The 20,007-nt window shown below is 71.8% G+C and carries 16 protein-coding genes; 8 read left to right on the forward strand and 8 right to left on the reverse strand.

Annotated elements, in window-relative coordinates:
* Positions 1-19: 19 nt before the first annotated feature.
* Positions 20-883: a TylF/MycF family methyltransferase gene (locus AB0C15_RS18035; protein WP_357353215.1), complete on the forward strand. Its 864-nt coding sequence runs from the start codon at positions 20-22 to the stop codon at positions 881-883.
* Positions 884-957: 74 nt separating this feature from the next.
* Here the strand turns inward: AB0C15_RS18035 and AB0C15_RS18040 are convergent, their stop codons facing one another.
* Complete coding sequence (locus AB0C15_RS18040) at positions 958-2,004, reverse strand: LCP family protein (protein WP_357353217.1); 1,047 nt, start codon at positions 2,002-2,004, stop codon at positions 958-960.
* Between the two features lie 176 nt (positions 2,005-2,180).
* Here AB0C15_RS18040 and AB0C15_RS18045 point away from each other — a divergent pair, with 176 nt between their 5' ends.
* From AB0C15_RS18045 to AB0C15_RS18070, 6 genes are all read left to right on the forward strand, one after another.
* The gene (locus tag AB0C15_RS18045; RefSeq protein ID WP_278146409.1) at positions 2,181-2,330 is read left to right on the forward strand and encodes a hypothetical protein; all 150 of its coding nucleotides are present in this window, start codon (positions 2,181-2,183) and stop codon (positions 2,328-2,330) included.
* On the forward strand, positions 2,327-2,869 hold the full coding sequence (locus AB0C15_RS18050; protein ID WP_357353219.1) for a hypothetical protein: 543 nt from the start codon (positions 2,327-2,329) through the stop codon (positions 2,867-2,869). The genes AB0C15_RS18045 and AB0C15_RS18050 overlap by 4 nt, the downstream gene beginning before the upstream one ends.
* The gene (locus AB0C15_RS18055) at positions 2,859-4,409 is read left to right on the forward strand and encodes a glycosyltransferase family 2 protein (protein WP_357353221.1); all 1,551 of its coding nucleotides are present in this window, start codon (positions 2,859-2,861) and stop codon (positions 4,407-4,409) included. Before AB0C15_RS18050 ends, AB0C15_RS18055 begins: the two co-directional genes overlap by 11 nt.
* Positions 4,410-4,415: 6 nt before the next feature.
* The gene (locus tag AB0C15_RS18060; RefSeq protein ID WP_357353223.1) at positions 4,416-5,279 is read left to right on the forward strand and encodes a choice-of-anchor P family protein; all 864 of its coding nucleotides are present in this window, start codon (positions 4,416-4,418) and stop codon (positions 5,277-5,279) included.
* A 7-nt stretch (positions 5,280-5,286) separates the two neighbouring features.
* On the forward strand, positions 5,287-6,447 hold the full coding sequence (gene wecB / locus AB0C15_RS18065) for a UDP-N-acetylglucosamine 2-epimerase (non-hydrolyzing) (protein WP_357353225.1): 1,161 nt from the start codon (positions 5,287-5,289) through the stop codon (positions 6,445-6,447).
* A gap of 128 nt (positions 6,448-6,575) precedes the next feature.
* Positions 6,576-8,060 carry an acyltransferase gene (locus AB0C15_RS18070; RefSeq protein WP_357353227.1) on the forward strand — a complete coding sequence of 495 codons (1,485 nt, stop codon included), beginning with the start codon at positions 6,576-6,578 and terminating at the stop codon, positions 8,058-8,060.
* Between the two features lie 67 nt (positions 8,061-8,127).
* Here the strand turns inward: AB0C15_RS18070 and AB0C15_RS18075 are convergent, their stop codons facing one another.
* The 3 genes from AB0C15_RS18075 to AB0C15_RS18085 all read right to left on the reverse strand — a co-directional run bounded on the left by AB0C15_RS18075 (position 8,128) and on the right by AB0C15_RS18085 (position 11,763).
* Positions 8,128-9,375, reverse strand: a complete 1,248-nt coding sequence (locus tag AB0C15_RS18075; RefSeq protein WP_357353229.1) for a putative sulfate exporter family transporter — start codon at positions 9,373-9,375, stop codon at positions 8,128-8,130.
* Positions 9,375-9,521 (reverse strand): hypothetical protein, encoded by a 147-nt coding sequence (locus tag AB0C15_RS18080; RefSeq protein ID WP_357353231.1) that lies wholly within the window; start codon positions 9,519-9,521, stop codon positions 9,375-9,377. The genes AB0C15_RS18075 and AB0C15_RS18080 overlap by 1 nt, the downstream gene beginning before the upstream one ends.
* Before the next feature lie 367 nt (positions 9,522-9,888).
* Positions 9,889-11,763, reverse strand: a complete 1,875-nt coding sequence (locus AB0C15_RS18085) for an adenylyl cyclase (RefSeq protein ID WP_357353234.1) — start codon at positions 11,761-11,763, stop codon at positions 9,889-9,891.
* Positions 11,764-12,080: 317 nt separating this feature from the next.
* On the opposite strand from AB0C15_RS18085, the gene AB0C15_RS18090 reads away from it, so the two are divergent.
* Entirely contained in the window at positions 12,081-15,122 is a 3,042-nt protein-coding gene (locus AB0C15_RS18090; protein WP_357353236.1) for a BTAD domain-containing putative transcriptional regulator, read from the forward strand.
* 7 nt (positions 15,123-15,129) lie between these two features.
* Here AB0C15_RS18090 and AB0C15_RS18095 read toward each other — a convergent pair whose 3' ends face one another.
* The 4 genes from AB0C15_RS18095 to AB0C15_RS18110 all read right to left on the reverse strand — a co-directional run bounded on the left by AB0C15_RS18095 (position 15,130) and on the right by AB0C15_RS18110 (position 19,959).
* Positions 15,130-15,741: a dihydrofolate reductase family protein gene (locus tag AB0C15_RS18095; RefSeq protein WP_357353238.1), complete on the reverse strand. Its 612-nt coding sequence runs from the start codon at positions 15,739-15,741 to the stop codon at positions 15,130-15,132.
* Positions 15,742-15,757: 16 nt separating this feature from the next.
* Positions 15,758-16,318, reverse strand: a complete 561-nt coding sequence (locus AB0C15_RS18100; protein WP_357353240.1) for a hypothetical protein — start codon at positions 16,316-16,318, stop codon at positions 15,758-15,760.
* Between the two features lie 17 nt (positions 16,319-16,335).
* A complete protein-coding gene (locus AB0C15_RS18105; RefSeq protein WP_357353242.1) occupies positions 16,336-18,117 on the reverse strand; it encodes a S9 family peptidase in 1,782 nt (593 codons plus the stop codon).
* A 63-nt stretch (positions 18,118-18,180) separates the two neighbouring features.
* The gene (locus AB0C15_RS18110) at positions 18,181-19,959 is read right to left on the reverse strand and encodes an N-acetylglutaminylglutamine amidotransferase (RefSeq protein WP_357353244.1); all 1,779 of its coding nucleotides are present in this window, start codon (positions 19,957-19,959) and stop codon (positions 18,181-18,183) included.
* Between the last annotated feature and the right edge of the window lie 48 nt (positions 19,960-20,007).

Here is a 20,007-nt window from a genome sequence, read left to right on the forward strand (position 1 = left end):
CTGACAAGGAGATCAACCGATGAGTGAGATGTTGGTACCGACACAGGCGACCGAGCCGTCGCTCGACGACCCCCGCGCCCTCTACTGCGACCTGCTGAAGAAGGCGTTGACCCGGTACGTCTTCCGCGAGACGTGGATGCCCTACCAGCCCCGCCAGGGGTCCCTGCACGGCAAGATCCTGCAGCGCGGTCGGCACCTGCTGCGACGTAAGGGCCTGGAGCTGGTGCTCCAGTTCCCCTTCGACGCGGAGGCGAGGGCCACCGGTCGGGACTGGCCGCCGGAGGCGGAGACCATGATCGGTCTGCGTCGGTTGGACAACCTGGAGCGGTGCGTCAAGGACGTGCTGGAGCGGGGAGTGCCAGGTGACCTGATCGAGACCGGCGTGTGGCGGGGCGGCGCGGTCATCTTCATGCGCGGGATGCTGCGCGCCTACGGCGACCGGGACCGCACGGTGTGGGTCGCCGACTCCTTCCGCGGCCTGCCGAAGCCGGCTCCGCACCGGGTCGAGGACGTCGAGGACGCGCTCTGGCAGGTGCCCTTCCTGGCCGTGTCGTTGGAGCAGGTGAAGGCGAACTTCGAGCGGTACGGGCTGCTCGACGACCAGGTCCGGTTCCTCAAGGGGTGGTTCGCGGACACCCTGCCGACCGCGCCGGTGGAGCGGATCTCGGTGATGCGTCTGGACGGGGATCTCTACGACTCGACGATGGTGGCGCTGCGCTCGCTCTACCCGAAGCTCTCCGTCGGGGGCTATGTGATCATCGACGACTACCACGCGGTACGCGGCTGCAAGCAGGCCGTCGACGACTTCCGCGCCGAGCACGGCATCGTGGACGAGCTGCACCAGGTGGACTGGACGTGCCGCTACTGGCGGCGGTCGCGCTAGACCCACGTCGACGCAGACGGCGGGTGGGAGGTCCGAGGACCTTCCACCCGCCGTCTGCGTCTGTGTCGTCGGGTTCAGTTGGCCGGCGGTGTCTGCGGATTCGCGGCGAGCCACTGTGCCACCCGGTCCTCGCGCAGAGCGCTGAAGAGCGCCGGGGCCCGGACCTCGTCCAGCCGCACCGCCGACCCGGCCGGGGTCTGCAGGTTCGCGTCGCTGAACGGGACGGTGACGAACTGGACCGTCTCCGGCCTGACCTTGCGCAGCGCGAGAGTGAGGTCGGTGAGGTTCAGGTCGCGGTCGACGACGAGCGACTCGGCCGCGGTGGTGAGCACCCGGTCGAGCCGGGTCGGGCTGGTGAGCAGACTCGTCGCGGTGACCCGCTCGGCCAGCGCGCGCACCACGAGCTGCTGGTCGTGGATGCGGCCGAAATCGCCGCCGGGCACGCCGTGGCGCTGCCGCATCAGGTCGTCGGCCGCCTTGCCGTCCAGGTCGTGGCAGCCGGCAGGCCAGGTGACGCCGGTGTCCGAGGACCTGACGGTGTACGGCAGGCAGACGGTGATGCCCTCCACCGCGTCCACGAGCTTGCGGACGGCGGCGAAGTTGGCCACCAGCACGCCGTCGAGCGGCAGCCCGGTGAGTTTGGCGACCGTCTCGGCGGCCAGGGCGGCCCCGCCGAAGGCGAACGCGGCATTGATCTTGTTGGGTCCGCCGGCCCAGTTCTGCCCGGCCGCGGGCACGTCGACGTAACTGTCCCGTGGGATGGAGATGACGCTTGCCGATTCCCGGGCGGCGTCGACGTGCACGAGCATGATGGTGTCCGACCGCTGCCCCGGGTAGAGGTTCTGGTCCGGCTCACCGTCGCGGGAGTCCGACCCGAGCAGCAGCAGGTTGAGCGGTCCCGCCTCCCACCGGCGCTCGTCGTGGGTTCCCGAGCCGAGGATGTCCTCACGCTGCACCCGGCCCTCGTAGCGGTGCTTGAGGCCGAAGCCGGCGGTGACCAGGCCCGCGCAGAGCAGCCCGAACATCAGCAGCAGGGCGAGGCCCGCCTTCTTCCAGCCCGCCATCGCCCGCCACCGCGACGGCGCCGGCATCGCTGTGCGGCCGGGGATATCGGTCACCATCTTGACCACCTCTGCACGAACTCTCGGGGTGCTGAACCTGTTGCGGGGCAAGGGATGCAGCCGCCTCGACCCACTTGTGAAGCATTTAATCACTCTTTAGGGTCTCTATGCCGCTTTATCCTGTTTGACCGATTCTCCGGTGCCATTCTGGCCTTCGAGTTGACGAGGGAGTTGGCATGTACGGAGTACCCACCAAGGGGCCACACATCGGCGGTGGCCTTGCCGCCACCGGGGTCGCCATTCAGTCCTGGCTGCTTGTCGGCGTCGGGCTGGTCGTACTGGGTCTGGCACTGTGGCTCGTCGCCATGCTGGGCCGCGAGCGATGACAGGTTCCCGACGCGGACCCTGGCTGCGCGCCACCACGGGCGGCCTGATCGGAGTCGCCATCGCGCTCGCCACGCTGTGGCGGTGGCACGACATCGCCAGCGCCGAGGCCTGGCTGAACGCACACCTCGTCAACGCCGTCGGGTTGGCGGACAGCAGGTCCATCGGCGCAGCCGTGATCTTCCCGCTCGACGAGCGCTGGGTCGGCTTCATGGTCTCCAGCGGCTGCTCGGTCGCCATGTTGCTGATCCCGCCGATCGTGCTCGCGTCAACGTTGATCGGGTTCCGCCGCATCTCGCTGACGCGTGGGCTCAACGCCCTGGCGCTTGCCGTCGTGCTGCTGGTCACGGTGAACCAGATCCGACTCGGCGCGGTGGTGGTCTCGATGCAGACCTGGGGCTTCAAGCTGGGCTACGAACGCAGCCACGTGCTGATCGGCTCGGTGATCACGACCGCCGGCCTGATCGCCGTCACCATCCTCTTCGTGGTCCTGGTCAGCCGGACCAAGCGAATCTCCGGGGCGGCCGCACGTGTCCACTGAGACCCAGTCGCTCGCCCTGCTCAACACGGCGGCGTTCCTGCTGTGCGTCAGTTTCTGCGCGTACGTGCTGAGCATCCTGGTGTTCCACCTGAAGAGCGGGCGTAGTCGGGGTGGCAGCCCGGACGGCTTCGACTGGCACATCATCGTCCCGTGCCGCAACGAGGCATCGGTCATCGGCGACACCGTGCGGCGACTGCTGTGCGACTTCCCGCAGGCGACCGTCTGGTGCGTCGACGACGCGTCCGACGACGGCACGCTCGCGGAGCTGGCGGCGTTCACCGACCAGCCGCGGGTGCACGTGGTCCAACGGCAGATGCCCGACGCCCGGCAGGGCAAGGGCGCCGCACTCAACGCCGCCTGGCGCCGCATCGAGCAGTCGTTGCCCGCCAACGCGGACCGGACCCGGGTGATCGTCGGCGTGCTGGACGCGGACAGCCGACTCGACCCGCAGGGTCCGGTGGCCCTCGCCGGCCGGCAGTACTTCGGCGCGACCGAGGTCGGCGCGGTACAGGTGGAGGTGCGGATGCTCCAGTGCGCGCCCCGCCGATACGCCCAGCCGGCCGAGGTGAGCCGATGGGGACGGCTGCTGATCCGGCTCCAGGACATGGAGTTCCGCGCCCCGATCGCCGCCATGCAGTCGCTGCGACGACGCACCGGCAGCGTGGCGATGGGCGGCAACGGGCAGTTCACCCGACTGTCGCTGCTCAACGAGATCGCCGACCAGCACGGCACCCCGTGGCACGGCGCCCTCCTCGAGGACTTCGAGCTGGGCCTGCACATCCTGCTTGCCGGCGGGCGCACCGAGTACTGCCCGGAGAGCTGGGTGGCCCAGGAGGCGTTGACCCGCGTCCGGCCGCTGGTACGGCAGCGCACCCGCTGGGCCCAGGGCTCGATGCAGTGTGGCCGCTACCTCGGCAGAGTGCTGCGCTCACCGCGAATCCGCAACTCGGCCACCCTGGAGATCGCGCACTTCCTGGCCGCACCGTGGACCCAACTGCTCGGCACACCGATCTACGTCGCCTGCCTGGTGGTGATGTCCTACTACATCGACAACACCGCCGGAGGACTACGCGGCTGGTGGAGCAGCGGCGGCTGGGGCGTACCCCCGCTGGTGCTCGTCTTCGGCATCGGACCCTTCGCCCTGTGGGGCATCGTCTACCGGATCCGCTGCGAGCCGCAGCTGTCGGTGCCCAAGGCCCTGCTGCTCGGCGTCTGCCACTGGCTGTACAGCTACGCCCAGTCGCTTGCGGTCTGGCTGGCCTTCGCCCGCATGGTGACGGCCCGCACGGACTGGCAGAAGACCGCCCGTGCCGCCGATCCGCAGCCCGCTCCCGCCCGCGCGGTGGGCCGCGTGTCCGTCGGCCTGACGGCCGTGGGTCGCGCCACCGTGCCGCCCCAACCGCGCCGAGCCCAACCGGTACGCCGGTCCGGGCGCGGCGACGGGCCGCGGTCGATCCGACCGCCCCGGCACCTCAGCCACCTCACGCACCTCACCACCCCCACCACAGACCGCCCCGCAATCGCCCACATCAGAAAGTAGACATCTATGCCACGAGTTAGATCCGGTCTCGCCCGCACCGCCGCGGTGCTGGCCGGTGGTCTCGCCATGGTCGTCCTGGCGGCCTCTCCGGCGATGGCCGACACCTCCCAGTCCTCCGCCTCGGCGCTTCAGATCAGCCTGCTCGGTGGTGGCATCGCCAGCTCCGGCACGGCGTCGGCCACCAACGACGGCACCACCGAGTCGATCTCCGGTAACCAGAATCCCCCGCTGGCCGTGCTCGGCGGGCAGACCGTCATCACCGCGGGCGTGCTGGGCCAGAGCGTCCGGGCGTTCAACGACGGCACCTCGGCGGCCTGCGCCGGTGTGCTCGGCACCGGCGGCTCGATCACCATCGGTGCGGGCGGGTCGTGCCTCGTCACGCCGGGCGCCGGGGTGACGCTGACCCTCGGCACCAGCGGCCTCGCCACGATTGCACTCGTCGCGGACGCCATCTACTCGTCGTGCACGGCCACCAGCAGCCCGTCGGCGACGGGCACCGCGAGCCTGGTCAACGCCCGGATCGTCTCGACGGTTCTGGGCATCGAGACGACGTTGCTCAGTCTGCCGGTCAACCCGGCGCCGAACACCGGACTGAGCATCCCGGGGCTGGTCGACCTGACCCTCAACGGCCAGAGCAGCTCCGGCGTGGGTCAGCTCACCGTCACGGCGCTGAACCTGACGGCGCTCGGTGGAGCGCTGGCCGGGGTCACCATCGGCACGTCGAGCTGCGGGGCCAACGCGGTCGCACCCCCCATTCCGGTGATCCCGCTCGCCGGGGCACCGCTCGCGCTCGGCCTCGGCGCTCTCGTGGCCGGCACCACCGGCGGGTTCTCGCTCTACCGGCGTCGCCGCGCGGCTGCCCGGAGCTGACCCCGACATGTGTGCGAGCAGGTCGACACCGCGAGAGGTCCTGATCCTGGCCGGCACCAGGCCGGAAGGAGTGAAGACCGCGCCTCTGATCCGCCGTCTCCTCGACGATCCGAGGTTCACGGTACGGGTGGCGGATACCGGTCAACAGCCGGGACGCGTCGCCGAGGCACTCGCCCCGTTCGGTCTCCGCCCGGAGGTGAGCATGCGCCCGCAACGGCGTACCGGCTCACTTGCCGAACTGGCGGCGGCACTGATCACGGGAATCGACGGGCTGCTCACACACCACCGTCCAGCGGCGGTCGTGGTGCAGGGGGACACCACGACCGCCCTGGCCGGCGGGACGGCCGCGTTCTGGCGGCACGTCCCGGTCGTCCACCTCGAGGCCGGCCTGCGGACCAACGACCTGGACCGGCCGTTCCCGGAGGAGGCGAACCGGGCCATGCTCGCCCGGATCGCCGCGCTGCACCTGGCGCCGACCCGGGCGGCCAGGGCGAACCTCATCGGTGAGGGCATTCGCTCCGAGGCGATCGTGGTGACCGGCAACACCGTCGTGGACGCCCTCCAGGATCTCGTCGCGCGTGGCGCGGCGCAGGCACCGGACTGGGTCGACCCGGCGCGCAAGCTGGTGGTGGCCACGGTGCACCGCCGGGAGAACTGGGGTCACGGGGTGGCCGCCACACTGGACGGACTACGCCGCCTGGCGCGGCAGTGCCCGGACGTCCAGATCGTGCTGGTCTCCCATCCCAATCCGCAGCTCAGCGCGGAGGTCACCGCGGGCCTGTCGGGCATCACCAATGCCCGGGTCACGCCACCGCTGCCCTATCCGCAGATGGTCGGGCTGCTGCGGGCGGCGGATCTGGTGGTGACCGACTCGGGCGGGCTCCAGGAGGAGGCCGCCACCCTGGGGGTGCCGTTGTTGGTCACCAGGGACACCACCGAACGTCCGGAGGCGTTGACGCCGGGCCGTGGCGAGTTGGTGGGCACCGACCCCGACCGGATGCTGGCGGCCGGTCTCCGCCACCTCGCCGCGGGGCGGGCCACAGTCGTCGGCTCGCCATTCGGGGACGGGCGGGCGAGTGACCGCGGCGTGGTCGCCATGGCAGGGCTTCTGAACGTACCGGCCCGTCGGGTCGCGCAACGTCGCCGGACTGCCGCTGCGATCAACTGACACCGGCTTATCTGGACAATCATCCAAAAATCCGGACAAACCTCCTTTGCCCACTGATAATTGGCACATCGATCGGCAGCGCTCCGATCCGTCGTTCCGAACAGCTCAGTGATCAGAGGAGTCGTCAGGTGCAGCCGAAGTTGGACGAGCAGCGTTCCGCGACGCTGCAGGGCAGATACTCCGCCCAGCACAACGCTTTCGGCGTCCTTCGCCTGGCGTTGGCGTGCGGCGTGATCATCGCGCACGCCGGCCCGCTCGGCTTCGGCCAGCACAACCTCGGTGCGGCCACCTTCGGCCGGCAGAGCGACCTCGGCACCCTGTGCCTGTACGGGTTCTTCCTGATCTCCGGATTCCTCATCACCGACAGCGCGCTACGCTCCACGCTGCGCCAGTACGTCCGCGCCCGCCTACTGCGGGTCTTCCCCGGGCTGTGGGCCTGCCTGCTGGTCACCGCGCTCGTCTTCGCGCCGCTCGCGGCGCTCTACGAGAACGGCACCCTGGACGGCTTCTGGGGGCACCCGGAGGGACCCTTCGACTACGTCACCACGAACATCCTCGCCTCGATGGAGCAGTTCCCCATCTCCGGGCTGCTGGCCGAGACACCGTACGGACTGATCGTCGGCGGGCCGAGCGCCTTCGACGGGTCACTGTGGACACTACGCTACGACCTGGCGTTCTACGGGATCGTCGGCATCCTGGTGGTCACGTCGGTGCTGCACCGGGCCCCTCGTGCCGTGCTCGTCCTGACCGGCATCTGCTACGCCCTGATCCTGCGGGACTTCTTCACGGCACCGACCTGGAGCGCGCGCCCGCCGCAACACGGTGCGATCGGGCCGTTCCCGCTGCTCGGCGCGTTCGCCGCCGACTGGACGCTGATGCTCGGCTTCCTGTTCCTGCTCGGCGCCGCCGCCCGCCTGTACGCCCACCGCATCCCGATGAACAGGGACCTGGCCGTGCTGGCCGGCGTCGCGTTGGTCGGCTCCCTGTGGCTGGGCGGCTTCTTCGCGGTGGGTCTGCCCGCGTTCGCCTATCTGGTGCTCTTCGCGGCCGTCGCGCTCCCGAAGCGGCTGTCGGGCATCAGCCGCCGGCACGACTACACGTACGGCCTCTACATCTACGGCTTCCCGGTCCAGCAGATGGTCGCCCTGTTCGGCGGCGCCCGCTTCGGAATGGTCGGTTACATCCTGTTGAGCCTGCTCGGCGCCCTCGTGTTCGCCGTCCTCTCGTGGCATCTGGTGGAGCGTCCCGCCCTCGGGTTCAAGACCGGCAGCGGCCGCGCCCGGCACCGGCGCGCGAGCCGCACCCCCAGCCGTCGACCCCTGCCCATCCCCAGCCCGGTGAGCGTGGCGGATGCCGAGGCGCGTACCGGCACCGGCGGCACCGGTCGGCACAAGGCCGGCGCCCGGCACAGCCGCTCCACGAAGGACATCCTGGCCACGGCGGCCAAACCGCGCCGCGTCAAGCGGCCCACCGGAACAGCGGCGTCGTTCCTGGCGGTGCCGAAGCGACCCGGGAAGGACCTCCCGTTCGACCCGGTGCCGACACCCACCTCGCACACCCGAGCGGGTCGATCGCACCGCGCACCGACCACCTCGGTGACACCACCGGGCTGACCGCGACGGGGGCCGGAGCCAGCGTGGCTCCGACCCCGTCACCGTCGGCCCGGACGGCTGTGCCGACTCAGACCGAGAAGTTGCGGAACAGCAGGGACGCCAGGGCGAGCGCCAACGCCAGGTTGAACACCGTGGCACTCGCGAACACCGCCACCGGCCGCCAACCCGCCTCCCGCAGCGACGCGACCCGGACCTCCAGACCGATGCTGACGAAGGCCAGGATCAGGAACCACACCCGCAGGTCGTTGACGATGGCGATGGTGGCCTTGCCGTCCGCACCGGCCGAGTCGAGGTACCAGGTGGCGATGACCGAGGCCGCGATGAAGCCGAGGACGAACTTCGGGAACCGCGTCCACAACTCGCCGATCCCCGGCCGGGCCGCGCCGGGCCGTCGTTCCACTCGCAGGGTGAAGTACGCGGTGAGCGCGACCGCGACCACACCCATCAGGGCATTCTGGGTGACCTTGACGATGCTGGCGATCTGCAGCGCCTCCTCGCCGGCGAGGGCTCCCGCCGCGGTGACCGCGGCGGTGGTGTCGATGTTGCCACCGATCCAGGCGCCGGCCACGGCGTCGGAGAGCCCGAACACGTCGGCCAACCAGGGCAGGACGAAGATGGACGGCAGCGCGAAGACGATGACCAGACTTGCCGTGTAGGCCAACTGCTCCCGACGCGCCCGCACCGCGCCGGCAGCGGCGATCGCCGCGCTGACCCCGCAGATAGACACCGCCGACGCGAGCAGCGCCCGCAGCTTGTCGTCGAGACCGAACCTGCCGGCCAGCCACCAGGTGAACAGGAAGACCCCGCTGATCAGCAGGATCGCCTGGGCGATCGCCGGGCCGGCGGCACTGGCGATGACGGCCAGGTTGATCGACGCGCCGAGCAGCACCAGGCCGGTCTTGATGAAGAACTCGGTCCGGAAGGCGGCGGCGATCCGGTCCCGCCACCCGAGCAGGGTGACGGCGACGTTGCCGAGCAGGCCGAGCAGGATCGCGTAGACCGGGTACTCGATCGCCGCTCCGATGTCCTCGACGGCCGTGCCCTCGGCCCAGGCCGGGACGTTCTGCTCCAGATAGCGGGTGAGCGCGGCGAGACCGAGCACGACCAGTAGGCCGAGCGCCGTCCACGCCCAGAAGGTGCCGTCCCGCGCCACGTTTGTCGGCTCGGTGCTGCGCGACGAACTGCTGGGCTCGCCCACGCCGTCCGCGGGTGCGCCGTCGACGTGGGTCTCGTTCTCCACGCGCGTCTCATCGTCGACGCGGGGAGCGTCGGTCGTGCCGGGCTCGCTGCCCGTGCGGGTCGCGTCGGCGGTCATCAGGGCACCAGCCCGGCGGGGACGGCACCGAGCAGGACGAGGGCGAGCAGGGTCAGCCCGAGGATGGTCGCCACCCAGTCCTCGTTGAACGCGAGCCGGGTCTCGCCGGATGTCGGTGGGGTGGACGGTGACTGGTCGGCTGTCATGGCGTACCTCCATGGTCGTGAACCGATCCGGCGGTGCCGGATCGGTCGGGAGTGCGGTGGCGACCGTGCGGAGCCGCGCCGGTGCGCGGGGGTCACGGGTCGGTGCGTGAGCCGGCGGCGTGGCCGGAGAGGGAGTGCGGTGCTGCGGCGCTCAGTCGGTGCCCGGTGTGCCCGGACAGAGCTCGCTGGCGGTGCGCATCAGGTCGACGACCAGACGCGAGGTGAGGAGCGGCCCTACCGGCATTCACCTATTTTCCTACCGGATCGATAGGAATTCAAGCCCATCGACGCGGAATCTCCCCGGCCCGCACCACACGACGGTGCCGGAGCCGACGCCGGCTCCGGCACCGTCGGTACGCCCGAAGCGCTACGAGGTCGGGTACTCGGTCAGGTAGACCGGAGCGCCGACCTTGGTCATGTCGGCCGCGTCCCCGACGCCGTTGACCACGTGGTCGATCGTGCCGGCGCTGAGGTTGACGGTCATGATGTGGTGCAGCCGCACCCCCGGCCGCTTCGGCACCTCGAAGCCGTTCTCTGTGTGGATCGACGGGTTGTTCTGGTTGAAGACGTACACCCCGCCGCCGTACAGGGTGTGATGACGCACCCGGTCACCGACCTTGTAACCGGCCCAGCCCTCGACCGGGCCGTTCATCCAGTCGGCCTGCGTCGGCGGGTCGTACGGCAACTCGTTCTGGTAGAGGATCGTCGTGCCGTGCTCACCGTTCCAGACCGTGTTGTACCGCTGGAAGTGCTCGACGAACAGGCCGGTCGCGGTCACGCGGTCGCCGTTGATGACGGCACCGTAGCGACCGGTGTTGGTGCGCCAGCGGTCGGTGTCACCGTTGACACCCTCGGTGAAGCCCTCGACGCCATGGTCCCCGCGCCACACCCAGGTGTGGTCGATGAGCACGTCGTCGCTGTTGACCTCCAGTGCGGTGTCGGTCCGTCCGATGTGCGGGCCGCCGACCCGGAAGTACACGTCGGAGAGGGTGGTCGGGTTGTGCGCACTGCTCGCGTCGCGGCCGTGCCCGCGCCCGACCCGCAGCAGCACCGGCGACTCGACGGGGCCGGCGTCGATCGTGACACCGGCGACGATCACGCCGGGAACACCCGCCACGTCCAGCGGGATCGCGCCGTCGACCGCGGTGAGCGTGGCGTGCCCGATCCCGAGCACCACGGTGTTCGGGCGCCGGACCTCGATGCTGCGCGCGATGTCGTACGTGCCCGGGGTGAGCAGCAGGTGCTTGCCACGCGCCAACTGACTGTTGATGACGCGTACCGAGTCGGTCGGCTTGGCGACGAAGAAGTCGTCGATCCCGATGGTGCGCCCCGGGGTGATGCCGTCGGCCCAGGAGACGCCCCGGCTGTCGCGCTGCGCGGCGGGCACCCGGACCTGGTAGCGACCCTTGCCGTCGACGAAGAGGTAGGGCTTCTCCCGACTGATCGGGGTGGTCTCCAGGGTGGTGTACGGCGGGTCGGGGAACGAGGCGTCGTCCGGCGCGCCCTCGACCCCCGCGAACACCTGGTTCCAGACCGCGTTCGACCAGCCGCCGACCTCGCTGTTGCGGGTCAGCCACTGCTGCTGTGAACCGTTCGTCGTGGCCGGCAGCCGCGAGTCGGCGATGAACCCGCCGCTGGCGTACTGCGGCCCGGCGGTGCAGTAGTCCATCAGCGACAGACCGCCGCCGCCGATGTTCAGCCGGCGCATCGACACCGCCTGGGACACCGCCCAGAAGTTCGCCGACGACCGGCAGCCGTCCTGGCCGGCCGCGTTGATGGTGAGCGAGAGGTTGGACAGGGTGCGCCAGAAGTTGACGAGTGCGAGGCAGTTGCCGGTGCCACCGTCGGCGAGGCAGCGGTTGTAGACCTCCAGTTTGCCGTTGACGGTGACGTCGGTGGGCGACGCGCCCAGGCCGGACACCTCGGTGTAGTAACCGACCTTGGCCTGCAACGGCTGCGTGGCCGTGCCGTACGTGCCCGGCTTGAACAGGTAGGCGTGCCGGTCGGTGCCCATCTCGTTGTCGACCTGCCGGGCGTGCGCCGCGTCGAGGGTCTGCTGGATCTCGGCGACCGGCATGGACGGGTCGAAGATCGTCACGTTCGGGCCGAAGTCGGGTGCGCCGTGCGTCGGGCGGCCGGCGCTGGCCGCCGTGCTGGTCATCGTGACGGCGGTGGTCGCCAGAACGGCGAGCAGGAGGGTACGACCGGATCTCCGGCGCACCCGTCGGGACGGGGCTGTCATGTGGTTCGTCCTCTCCGCTGGCCGGGGACGTACGCCCGACACAGCTGGGGCGGTGAGAGCGCTCTCTGACACCTGCGGCCGACGGTGGGGTCGCACCGAAGGGTTGACATGTTTCTACCCCCTGAGCCGCCCGCACGCCATGACCACGAACGGCGAACCCGTCTCCGACCCGCGCGATCTTGCACTTTGTGTCGCCGTGCTGCGGCTTTCACGACATATGTCGCCGCAGAAAGTGCAAGATCGCCGGAGCAGAGGCGCGGGCGCGGCGGGTGCGGCACGGATCAGCGCCGGCTTCGGGTCGGGCTGCCAGCGCTACGATGATCGCCGTGCAGTTCGGGGTGCTCGGGCCGCTCGCCGTGACCACCGACGCCGGCGAGCCGGTGGTGGTGCCCGGCACGAAGGTCCGGGCGTTGCTGGCCGACCTCCTGGTCAACCGCAACCAGGTGGTCTCGGCGGACCGCCTCATCGACGACCTGTGGGGTGACGACGCCCCGGCCAACCCGGCCGGCGCGCTCCAGGTGCGGGTGTCGCAGCTACGCAAGGCGCTCAACGATGCCGAGCCCGGTGCCCGTGAGCTGGTGGAGTCCCGACCACCCGGGTACCTGCTGCGGGTCGACGCGGTCGACGTCGCCCGCTTCGACGAGTTGGCCCGCTGCGCCGACGCCGAGCGGCTGGCCGAGGCTCTCGCGTTGTGGCGCGGCGAGGCGTACGCCGACGTGGCCGACGCCGAGTTCGTCCGCGCCGAGGTGGGCCGCCTCACCGAGCAGCGACTCGTCGTTCAGGAGCGGTTGGCGCAGGCCCGGTTGGCCCGGGGTGAGCACGACCTGGTGGCCGCGGACCTGGCCGAGTTGGTCAGCAAGCACCCCTTGCGCGAGGGCCTGCGGGCGGTGCAGCTGCGCGCGTTGTACGCGGCCGGCAGGCAGTCCGAGGCGTTGGAGAGCTACGCCGAGCTGCGGGCCCGGCTCGCCGACGAGCTGGGCCTCGACCCCGGCCCGGAGCTGGTCGCCCTGCACCGCGGGATCCTCGAACAGGACGCCGGTCTGAGCGCACCGCCGAAGGCGGCGTTCATCCGGAACAGCCTGCCCGCCGCGCTCGACGAGCTGGTCGGGCGCGACGAGGCACTTGCCGAGCTGCGGGCGCTGCTGCCGGGGCACCGGCTGGTCACGCTCGTCGGGCCGGGTGGCGTGGGCAAGACCCGGCTGGCCACCGAGACGGCGCGCGCGGCGTCCTACCCGGACGGCGTCCAGCTCATCGAGCTGGCCCCGCTCCCGGCCGGTGACGGCCGCGTCGCCGAACAGGTGCTCGGCGCGCTGGGTGCCCACGAGGCCTCCGGCCCGACCCAGTCCCCCGCCGAGCGGCTGGTCACGGCCCTGCGGCACCGGCAACTGCTGCTGGTGTTGGACAACTGCGAACACGTCGTCGAACCGGTCGCCGAGCTGGTCGCCCGGCTGCTGCGCGACGTGCCCGGGGTGAGCGTGCTGGCCACCAGCAGGGAGCCGCTGGGGCTGACCGGTGAGCTGCTCTGGGAGGTACCACCGCTGCCGGTGCCGGACGACGGTGACCCGGACGCGGTCCGGCGCTCGGCGGCGGCCCGGTTGTTCGTGGCCCGCGCCGCCGCCCAGCAGCGCGGCTTCCGCCTCGACACGGAGACCGCCGCCGCGGTGGCCCAGTTGTGCCGCCGCCTCGACGGTCTGCCGCTGGCGTTGGAGCTGGCCGCGACCCGGGTCCGGGCGCTTGGCGTACGCGGGGTGGTGGACCGGCTCGACGACCGGTTCCGGCTGCTCAGCACCGCGCAGCGGGACGTGCCGCCCCGGCAGCGGACGCTGACCGCGGTGATCGGCTGGAGCTGGGATCTGCTGGACGAGCCCGACCGGGTGGTGCTCGCCCGGCTGGCGGTGTTCCCGGACGGCTGCACCCCGGAGGCCGCCGAACAGGTCTGCCAGACCGACCTGGACGCCCTCGCCCGGCTGGTGGACCGCTCGCTGGTGGTGCTCGACGACTCGGGTGTGGCCCCCCGCTACCGGCTGCTGGAGTCGGTGGCGGCGTTCTGCCTGGACCGCCTCACCGACGCCGACGAGGTCCGCGCCCGGCACGCCACCTACTACACCGAGCTGGCCGAGCGGGCCGACCCCGAGCTGCGCGGCGCCGACCAGCGACGCTGGCTGGCGCTGCTCGACACCGAGCTGGCGAACCTGCGCTCGGCGCTGGCACACGGTGGCGGGCTGCGCCTGGCGACCGCGCTGAGCTGGTACTGGTTCCTGCGCGGCCAGCTCACCGAGGCCCGGCGGGCGCTCGCCGTGCCCGGCGATCCGGAGCAGGAGGTCCGCGCGGCTCCCTGGCGCGTCGGCTTCGCCCTGTCGCAGGGCGAGGTGATCGCGCCGGACGACGTACGCGCGGCGGTGGCCGCCGACCCGGGCAGCCACGCCGCCTGGTTCGCGGCCAACGCGGCGATCGAACACGGCGACCTGGCCCTGGTGTCGGAGCTGCTGCCCACCGCCCCGGCCGACCCGTGGACCGAGGCCGCGGTGTTGACCTCTCTCGCCCACATCGCGCACGCCAACGGCGACCAGAGCGCCCTGGAGCGCACCGCCACCCGCAGCGCCGCGCTCTTCGCCGACCTCGGCGACAGGTGGGGTCGGCTCCGGGCGACCGAGTGGGTGGGTGGGTTGGCCGACATGCGGGGCGAGCACGAGCGCGCCGCCGCGCTGCACCGGGAAGGGCTGCGGTGGGCCGAGGAGTTGGCGCTGTGGCCGCAGGTCTGCGCCGAGCTGTCCTGGCTGGCGTGGCTCGCCGTGCAGACCCGCGACTACGCCCAGGGCCGGGAGCTGGCCGAGCGCGCGTACGACCTGGCGGTGGAGCAGGGCTCACCCGGCGCGGTGATCTTCGCGGAGATGAGCCTCGGGCTGGCCGCCCGCCGCGACGGCAAGCTCGACCTGGCCGTCACCCACCTCAGCCGCCTCGCCGACCTGGGCCGGGGTGAGAGCCAACCCGCGCTCTACCTGCCGATGATCCTGGTCGAGCTGGGCTACGCGGTCGAGTTGGGCGGTGACCCGGACGCCGCGCTGGCCCTGCACGTCGAGGCGTTCGAGGCCGCCGAGGCGATGGCGACGATGCGCGACGCGGTCGGCCCGCTGGAGGGGATGGCGGCGGCGGTGCGTTCCGCCGAGGTCGCCGCCCGGCTGCTGGGCGCGGCGGCCGCCGCCCGGCTCGCCACGCAGTCCCCCGCCGCCCCGGCCGAACTCGACGAGATCGACCGGGTGACCGCGCGTCTGCGGGCCGAACTCGGACCGGACCGCTTCGACTCGCTGCTCGCCGAGGGCGCGCGGCTGAGCCCGAGCGAGGCTCGGGCCCAGCTCTGACCGGTGCTCAGCGGCTCACCTTCGGCTGGTACCAGGCGACGATCACGCCGCTCTTGTGCACCCGGGTGTCGACCAGGTCGAACGACGCCTTGACGTCGGTCAGCGGCGTGGTGACGCTGGGGCCGCCCTCGAGCACGGGGTGGATCCAGAACCGGACCTCGTCCACCAGGCCCGCCCGGAGCAGTTCGGCGGTGACCGAGCCGAAGCCGTACTGGATGATGTTCTTGCCCGGCTGGGCCTTGAGCGCGGTGACCGCCTCGACCAGGTCGCCCTGGAGCACCTCGGTGTTGTTCCAGGTGGGGTTGGTCAGGGTGGTCGAGGCGACGTACTTCTTGACGTTGTTGAAGTACGCGGCGCCCGTGCTCGGGTCGCTCTCGTCCCGGGTCGGCCAGGCGGCGGACATGCCGTCGTAGGTGGCCCGGCCCATCAGCATGGCGTCGGCCTCCTCGGTCTGCGCGCCGGCGAGGCTGGCGGCCTCCTCGTCGAAGTACGGCATGGTCCACATCGGGTTCTCGATGACGCCGTCGAGGGTGATGTAGGTCGAGTTGATGAGCTTGCGCATCGGGATCTCCTGGGTGTTTGTCGTGCTCTGCGGTGACACCCAGAACTCTGCCGGCACCCGCTTACGATTCGCTTCAGGTGCCCTTACCGGCGTCGTCGGCGGGGCCCGGGCCGGTCAGCGGGATCGGCAGCGCCTGCGGGGTCACCGTGCCACCACCTGTCGAGTGGGCTGGAGCGGGGAGGTCACCGACCCGGCTGTGCAGCCGACCACGCCCCGCCGGCCCGGCCCGGCGGGTCACCTCGACGGTCACCATCCGCACCGGCGGTGGCGGTGCGGCGAACCGCCCGACGCCCCACCGCACCCAGATCGGGATCCGGCCGGCGTCCGCCTCGGCGCGCAGCTTCTGCACCGTACGGGCCCGGTCGGTGTGGTCGACCTCCACCACCAGGGGTGGGCCGTCGGGGCGGGCACACGCCACGTCGAGGACCGAGTGTCGCTGCTCCAGCGGCGGTGGCAACGGCAGCACGCTCGGCGCGCGCCGATAGACCCGCCAGCCCTGGGCCTCGGCCCACCGCACCACCGAGTCGATCACCCGTGCGGTGACCTCGTCGGTGTCCAGGTCGACGAAGGTCAGCTCGGCAAGCCAGCGACCCAGGTCCGCGGCCAACCGCTCGCCCTGCGCCGCGACGTCCATCGGCGCAGGATATCGCCTCAGCCGATGACGGTCACGGTGGCGCAGAGGTGCCGGGTCAACCAGCCGGTGGTGGCGGTACGGGCTGCCTCCGCGTTGGCCCGGGTCAGGAAGTCGTGGCCCTCACCGGTGAGCACCAGGTGCCCGTGCGGCACACCCCGCTCGGCGAGGGCCTGGGCGACCTGTGCCGACTCGCCGGCCGGAACGTTCGTGTCGTTGGCGCCGTGGATCAGCAGCACCGGAACGTCCAGCCGGTCGACGTGGGTCATCGGAGAGAGGTCGCGCAGCAGCTCGGCGTCGCGCTGCGGGTCGCCGTACTTGCTGACGGCCGCCGCGGCGATCCACGGCTCGGTGCCGGCGAAGAAGGTCCGGAAGTCGGAGATGCCGCACTCGGCGACGCCTGCGGCGAACAATCCGGGGAAGTTCACCAGCACCGCGAGGACCAGGTAGCCGCCGTAGGAGCGGCCCAGCACGCCGAGTTGACCGGGCCGGGCGACACCGGCGTCGACGAGGAAGTCGGCGCAGGCCGCCACGTCGGCGATCGCACCGTAGCGGCCGGCGAGGTTGTCGGCGGCGACGAACGAGCGGCCGAACCCGGAAGACCCGCGGACGTTTGGCGCGAAGACCGCGACGCCCTGCGCCACCAGGGCCTGAAACAGTGGGTGGTAGCCGGGACGCTCCTGCGCCTCCGGGCCACCGTGCAGGCTGATCGCGGTGGGCCAGGGGCCCGGCCCGGCCGGGCGGTAGAGCCAGCCGGAGAGCGGCAGCCCGTCGCGGGCACGCAGGTCGACAAGTTGCGGCGCGACACCGGCGTCGTCCCTGCGCGGGGCGGTGTCCGGCCGCAGCGGGCGCGGCGTGCCCGTCGACGGGTCGACGAGCCACACCTCCCGGGGTTGCACCGGCCCCTGCGCGGTGAGGCAGAGCAGGCCGCCGTCAGCGGCGAAGACGGTGTCGTCGAGCACCTCACCGGGGGCGGCGACGGCCCGCTGCACACCGCTTGCGACGTCGAGCAGGCTCAGCTCGCTGCGCCCGCCGTAGGTGTTCCACAGCAGCGCGCAGCGGTGCCCGTCCGGGCTTGGCGTGACATGTTCCAGCTCGGCGTCTCCTCGCCCGGCGAGCCGGGCCGGCGGCTGCTCCGGTCGGGCCAGGTCGACGCGCACCAGCGCGGCGAGCTCGGAGTACGCGTCGGTGCGGGCCAGCACGCTGGTGCCGCCCGGGCCGAACCAGCCCTGGTCGGTACTGCCCCGCCCGGTGTCCGGCAACAGCCGCCGTCGCTCCCCGGTGGGCACGTCGAGCAGTTCGAGCCAGCGGGCGTTGCGGGGCCCGCGACGCAGCAGCGCCACCCCGGCGTCCGGGGTCACGTCCAGGAGGGTGAGCAGGTCACCCTGGGCGAGCACCCGCCGGTGCCCGGTGGCCGCGTCGACCAGGAGTGCCTGCCCGTGCTCGTCGGTCTCGGTGACCATCATCAGCGCGCCGCCGGGCAGCCAGCCGGCCAGGGCCGCGCTGCGGCGGCCGAACCCGGCGACCTGGTGGCGTCGCGTGCCGTCCGGGCGCAGCACCCACAGCTCGGTGCGGGGCGCGCCGCCGGGGGCGACGACACAGGCCAGCCACTCGCCGTCCGGGGACCAGCTCAGCGCCAGGACCGGCTCGTCGCCCACCGGCAGCGCGACGGGTGCCCCCACGTCGGCCTCGCAGACCCAGACGCCGGGCGTGCCGGCCCGGTCGGAGAGGAACGCCACCAGGCGACCGTCGGGGGACGGCGCCGGGGCGAAGTCCTCGCTTGCGGGCACCGGCGTGGACATCGGCCGGTGGATTGCGGGTCGGGTCCGCCGATTGGTGCGCGGCGGCTCAATCCGTACGCTCATCTAAACCCCGATCCGCTGCAACCAGAGCTCCAGCAGCCCGAGCTGCCAGAGCGCGTTGGAGCCCAGCGTGGTCCGCCGGGCGTTCGGTGCTTCCAGCAACTCCTCCAGGTAGTCCTTGCGGAACAGGCCCCGCTCGCGCGCCGGACGGGCGGTCAGCGCGTCCCGCACGTCGTCGAGCAGCGGGCCGGAGAGGTGCCGGATCGCGGGCACCGGGAAGTACCCCTTCGGCCTGTCGATCACCTCGTCCGGGACGATGCCCCGGCTCGCCGCCTTCAGCACGCCCTTCCCGCCCTCAGCCAGTTTCATGCCCGGTGGACAGGCGGCGGCCAGTTCGACGACCTCGTGGTCGAGGAACGGCACGCGGGCCTCCAACCCCCAGGCCATCGTCATGTTGTCGACCCGCTTGACCGGGTCGTCGACGAGCATCACCAGGCTGTCCAGGCGCAGCGCCGCGTCCAACGCGGTGTCCGCGCCGGGCGCCCCGAAGTGCGCGGTGACGAACTCCAGGCTGGCGTCGTGGTCGAGCATCCACTCGGGCGCCAGGTGCCCGCCGAGCGCGTCGTGGCGACGATCGAAGAACACCCGGGCGTACGCCTCGACGGCGTCCGCGCGGGCCACGTTTGCCATCGGTGGGTACCAGTCGTAGCCGGCGAGGATCTCGTCGGCGCCCTGCCCGGACTGCACCACGGTGATCCGCTGCGACACCTCCTCGGAGAGCAGGTGGAACGCGACGCAGTCGTGGCTGACCATCGGCTCGCTCATCGCCGCGATGGCCTGGTGCACGGCGGGGACGAACCGTTCGGCGCCGATGCGGATCTGCTGGTGGTCGGTGTCGAAGTGGCGGGCCATCAGGTCGGAGTAGTGGAACTCGTCGCCGCTCTCCCCCGCCGCCGCCTCGAAGCCGATGCTGAAGGTGGCCAGCCCGGTCTGGCCCTGCTCGGCCAGCAGGGCGACGATCAGGCTGGAGTCGAGACCGCCGGAGAGCAGCACACCGACCGGTACGTCGGCGACCATCCGCCGTCGTACGGCGGTGCGCAACGCCGCCATGAGCCGCTCCTGCCACTCGTCGGCGGACATGGCGGGCGCGGCGGCCCGGTTGAACTCCGGCCGCCAGTAGGTGGTGTCCGTGCTCCGGCCGTCCGCGGTGATCACCCGCACGGTGGCCGGCGGCAGCTTACGGACCCCGGCGAGGATCGTGCGCGGCGGCGGCACCACCGAGTGGAAACTCATGTAGTGGTGCAGCGCCACCGGGTCGAGGTCGGTGTCCACGTCACCGGCGGCGAGCAACGCCGGCAGCGTCGAGGCGAAGCGCACCCGGCCCGGCCCCTCGGCCAGGTAGAGCGGCTTGATGCCGAGCCGGTCCCGGGCCAGCACCAGGGTGTGCGTCTCCAGCTCGACCAGGGCGAAGGCGAACATCCCGTAGAACCGCTCGACGCAGGCCGTCCCCCACCTGTGGTACGCCTTAAGGATCACCTCGGTGTCCGAGGTGGACCGGAAGGAGTAACCGGCGGCGGTCAGCTCGTCGCGCAGTTCCCGGTAGTTGTAGATGCAGCCGTTGAAGACCAGGGCCAGGCCCAGCTCGGGGTCGACCATCGGCTGCGCGCCGGCGTCGGACAGGTCGATGATGCGCAGCCGGCGATGCACCAGCGCCACCGACCCCTGCTGCCACCGACCCTCCCCGTCCGGGCCCCGGGAGGCCAGGGCGGGGAGCATCCGTTCGACGGCGGCCAGGTCAGGTGACGCCCCGTCGAGGCGGAACTCGCCTCCGATACCGCACATGGCACTCACCTCTCGTCGGCTGGATCCGCTCGGGGCCGCTGACCGGTC

The sequence above is a fragment of the Micromonospora sp. NPDC048835 genome, assembly GCF_040649995.1.
Lineage (GTDB): Bacteria > Actinomycetota > Actinomycetes > Mycobacteriales > Micromonosporaceae > Micromonospora.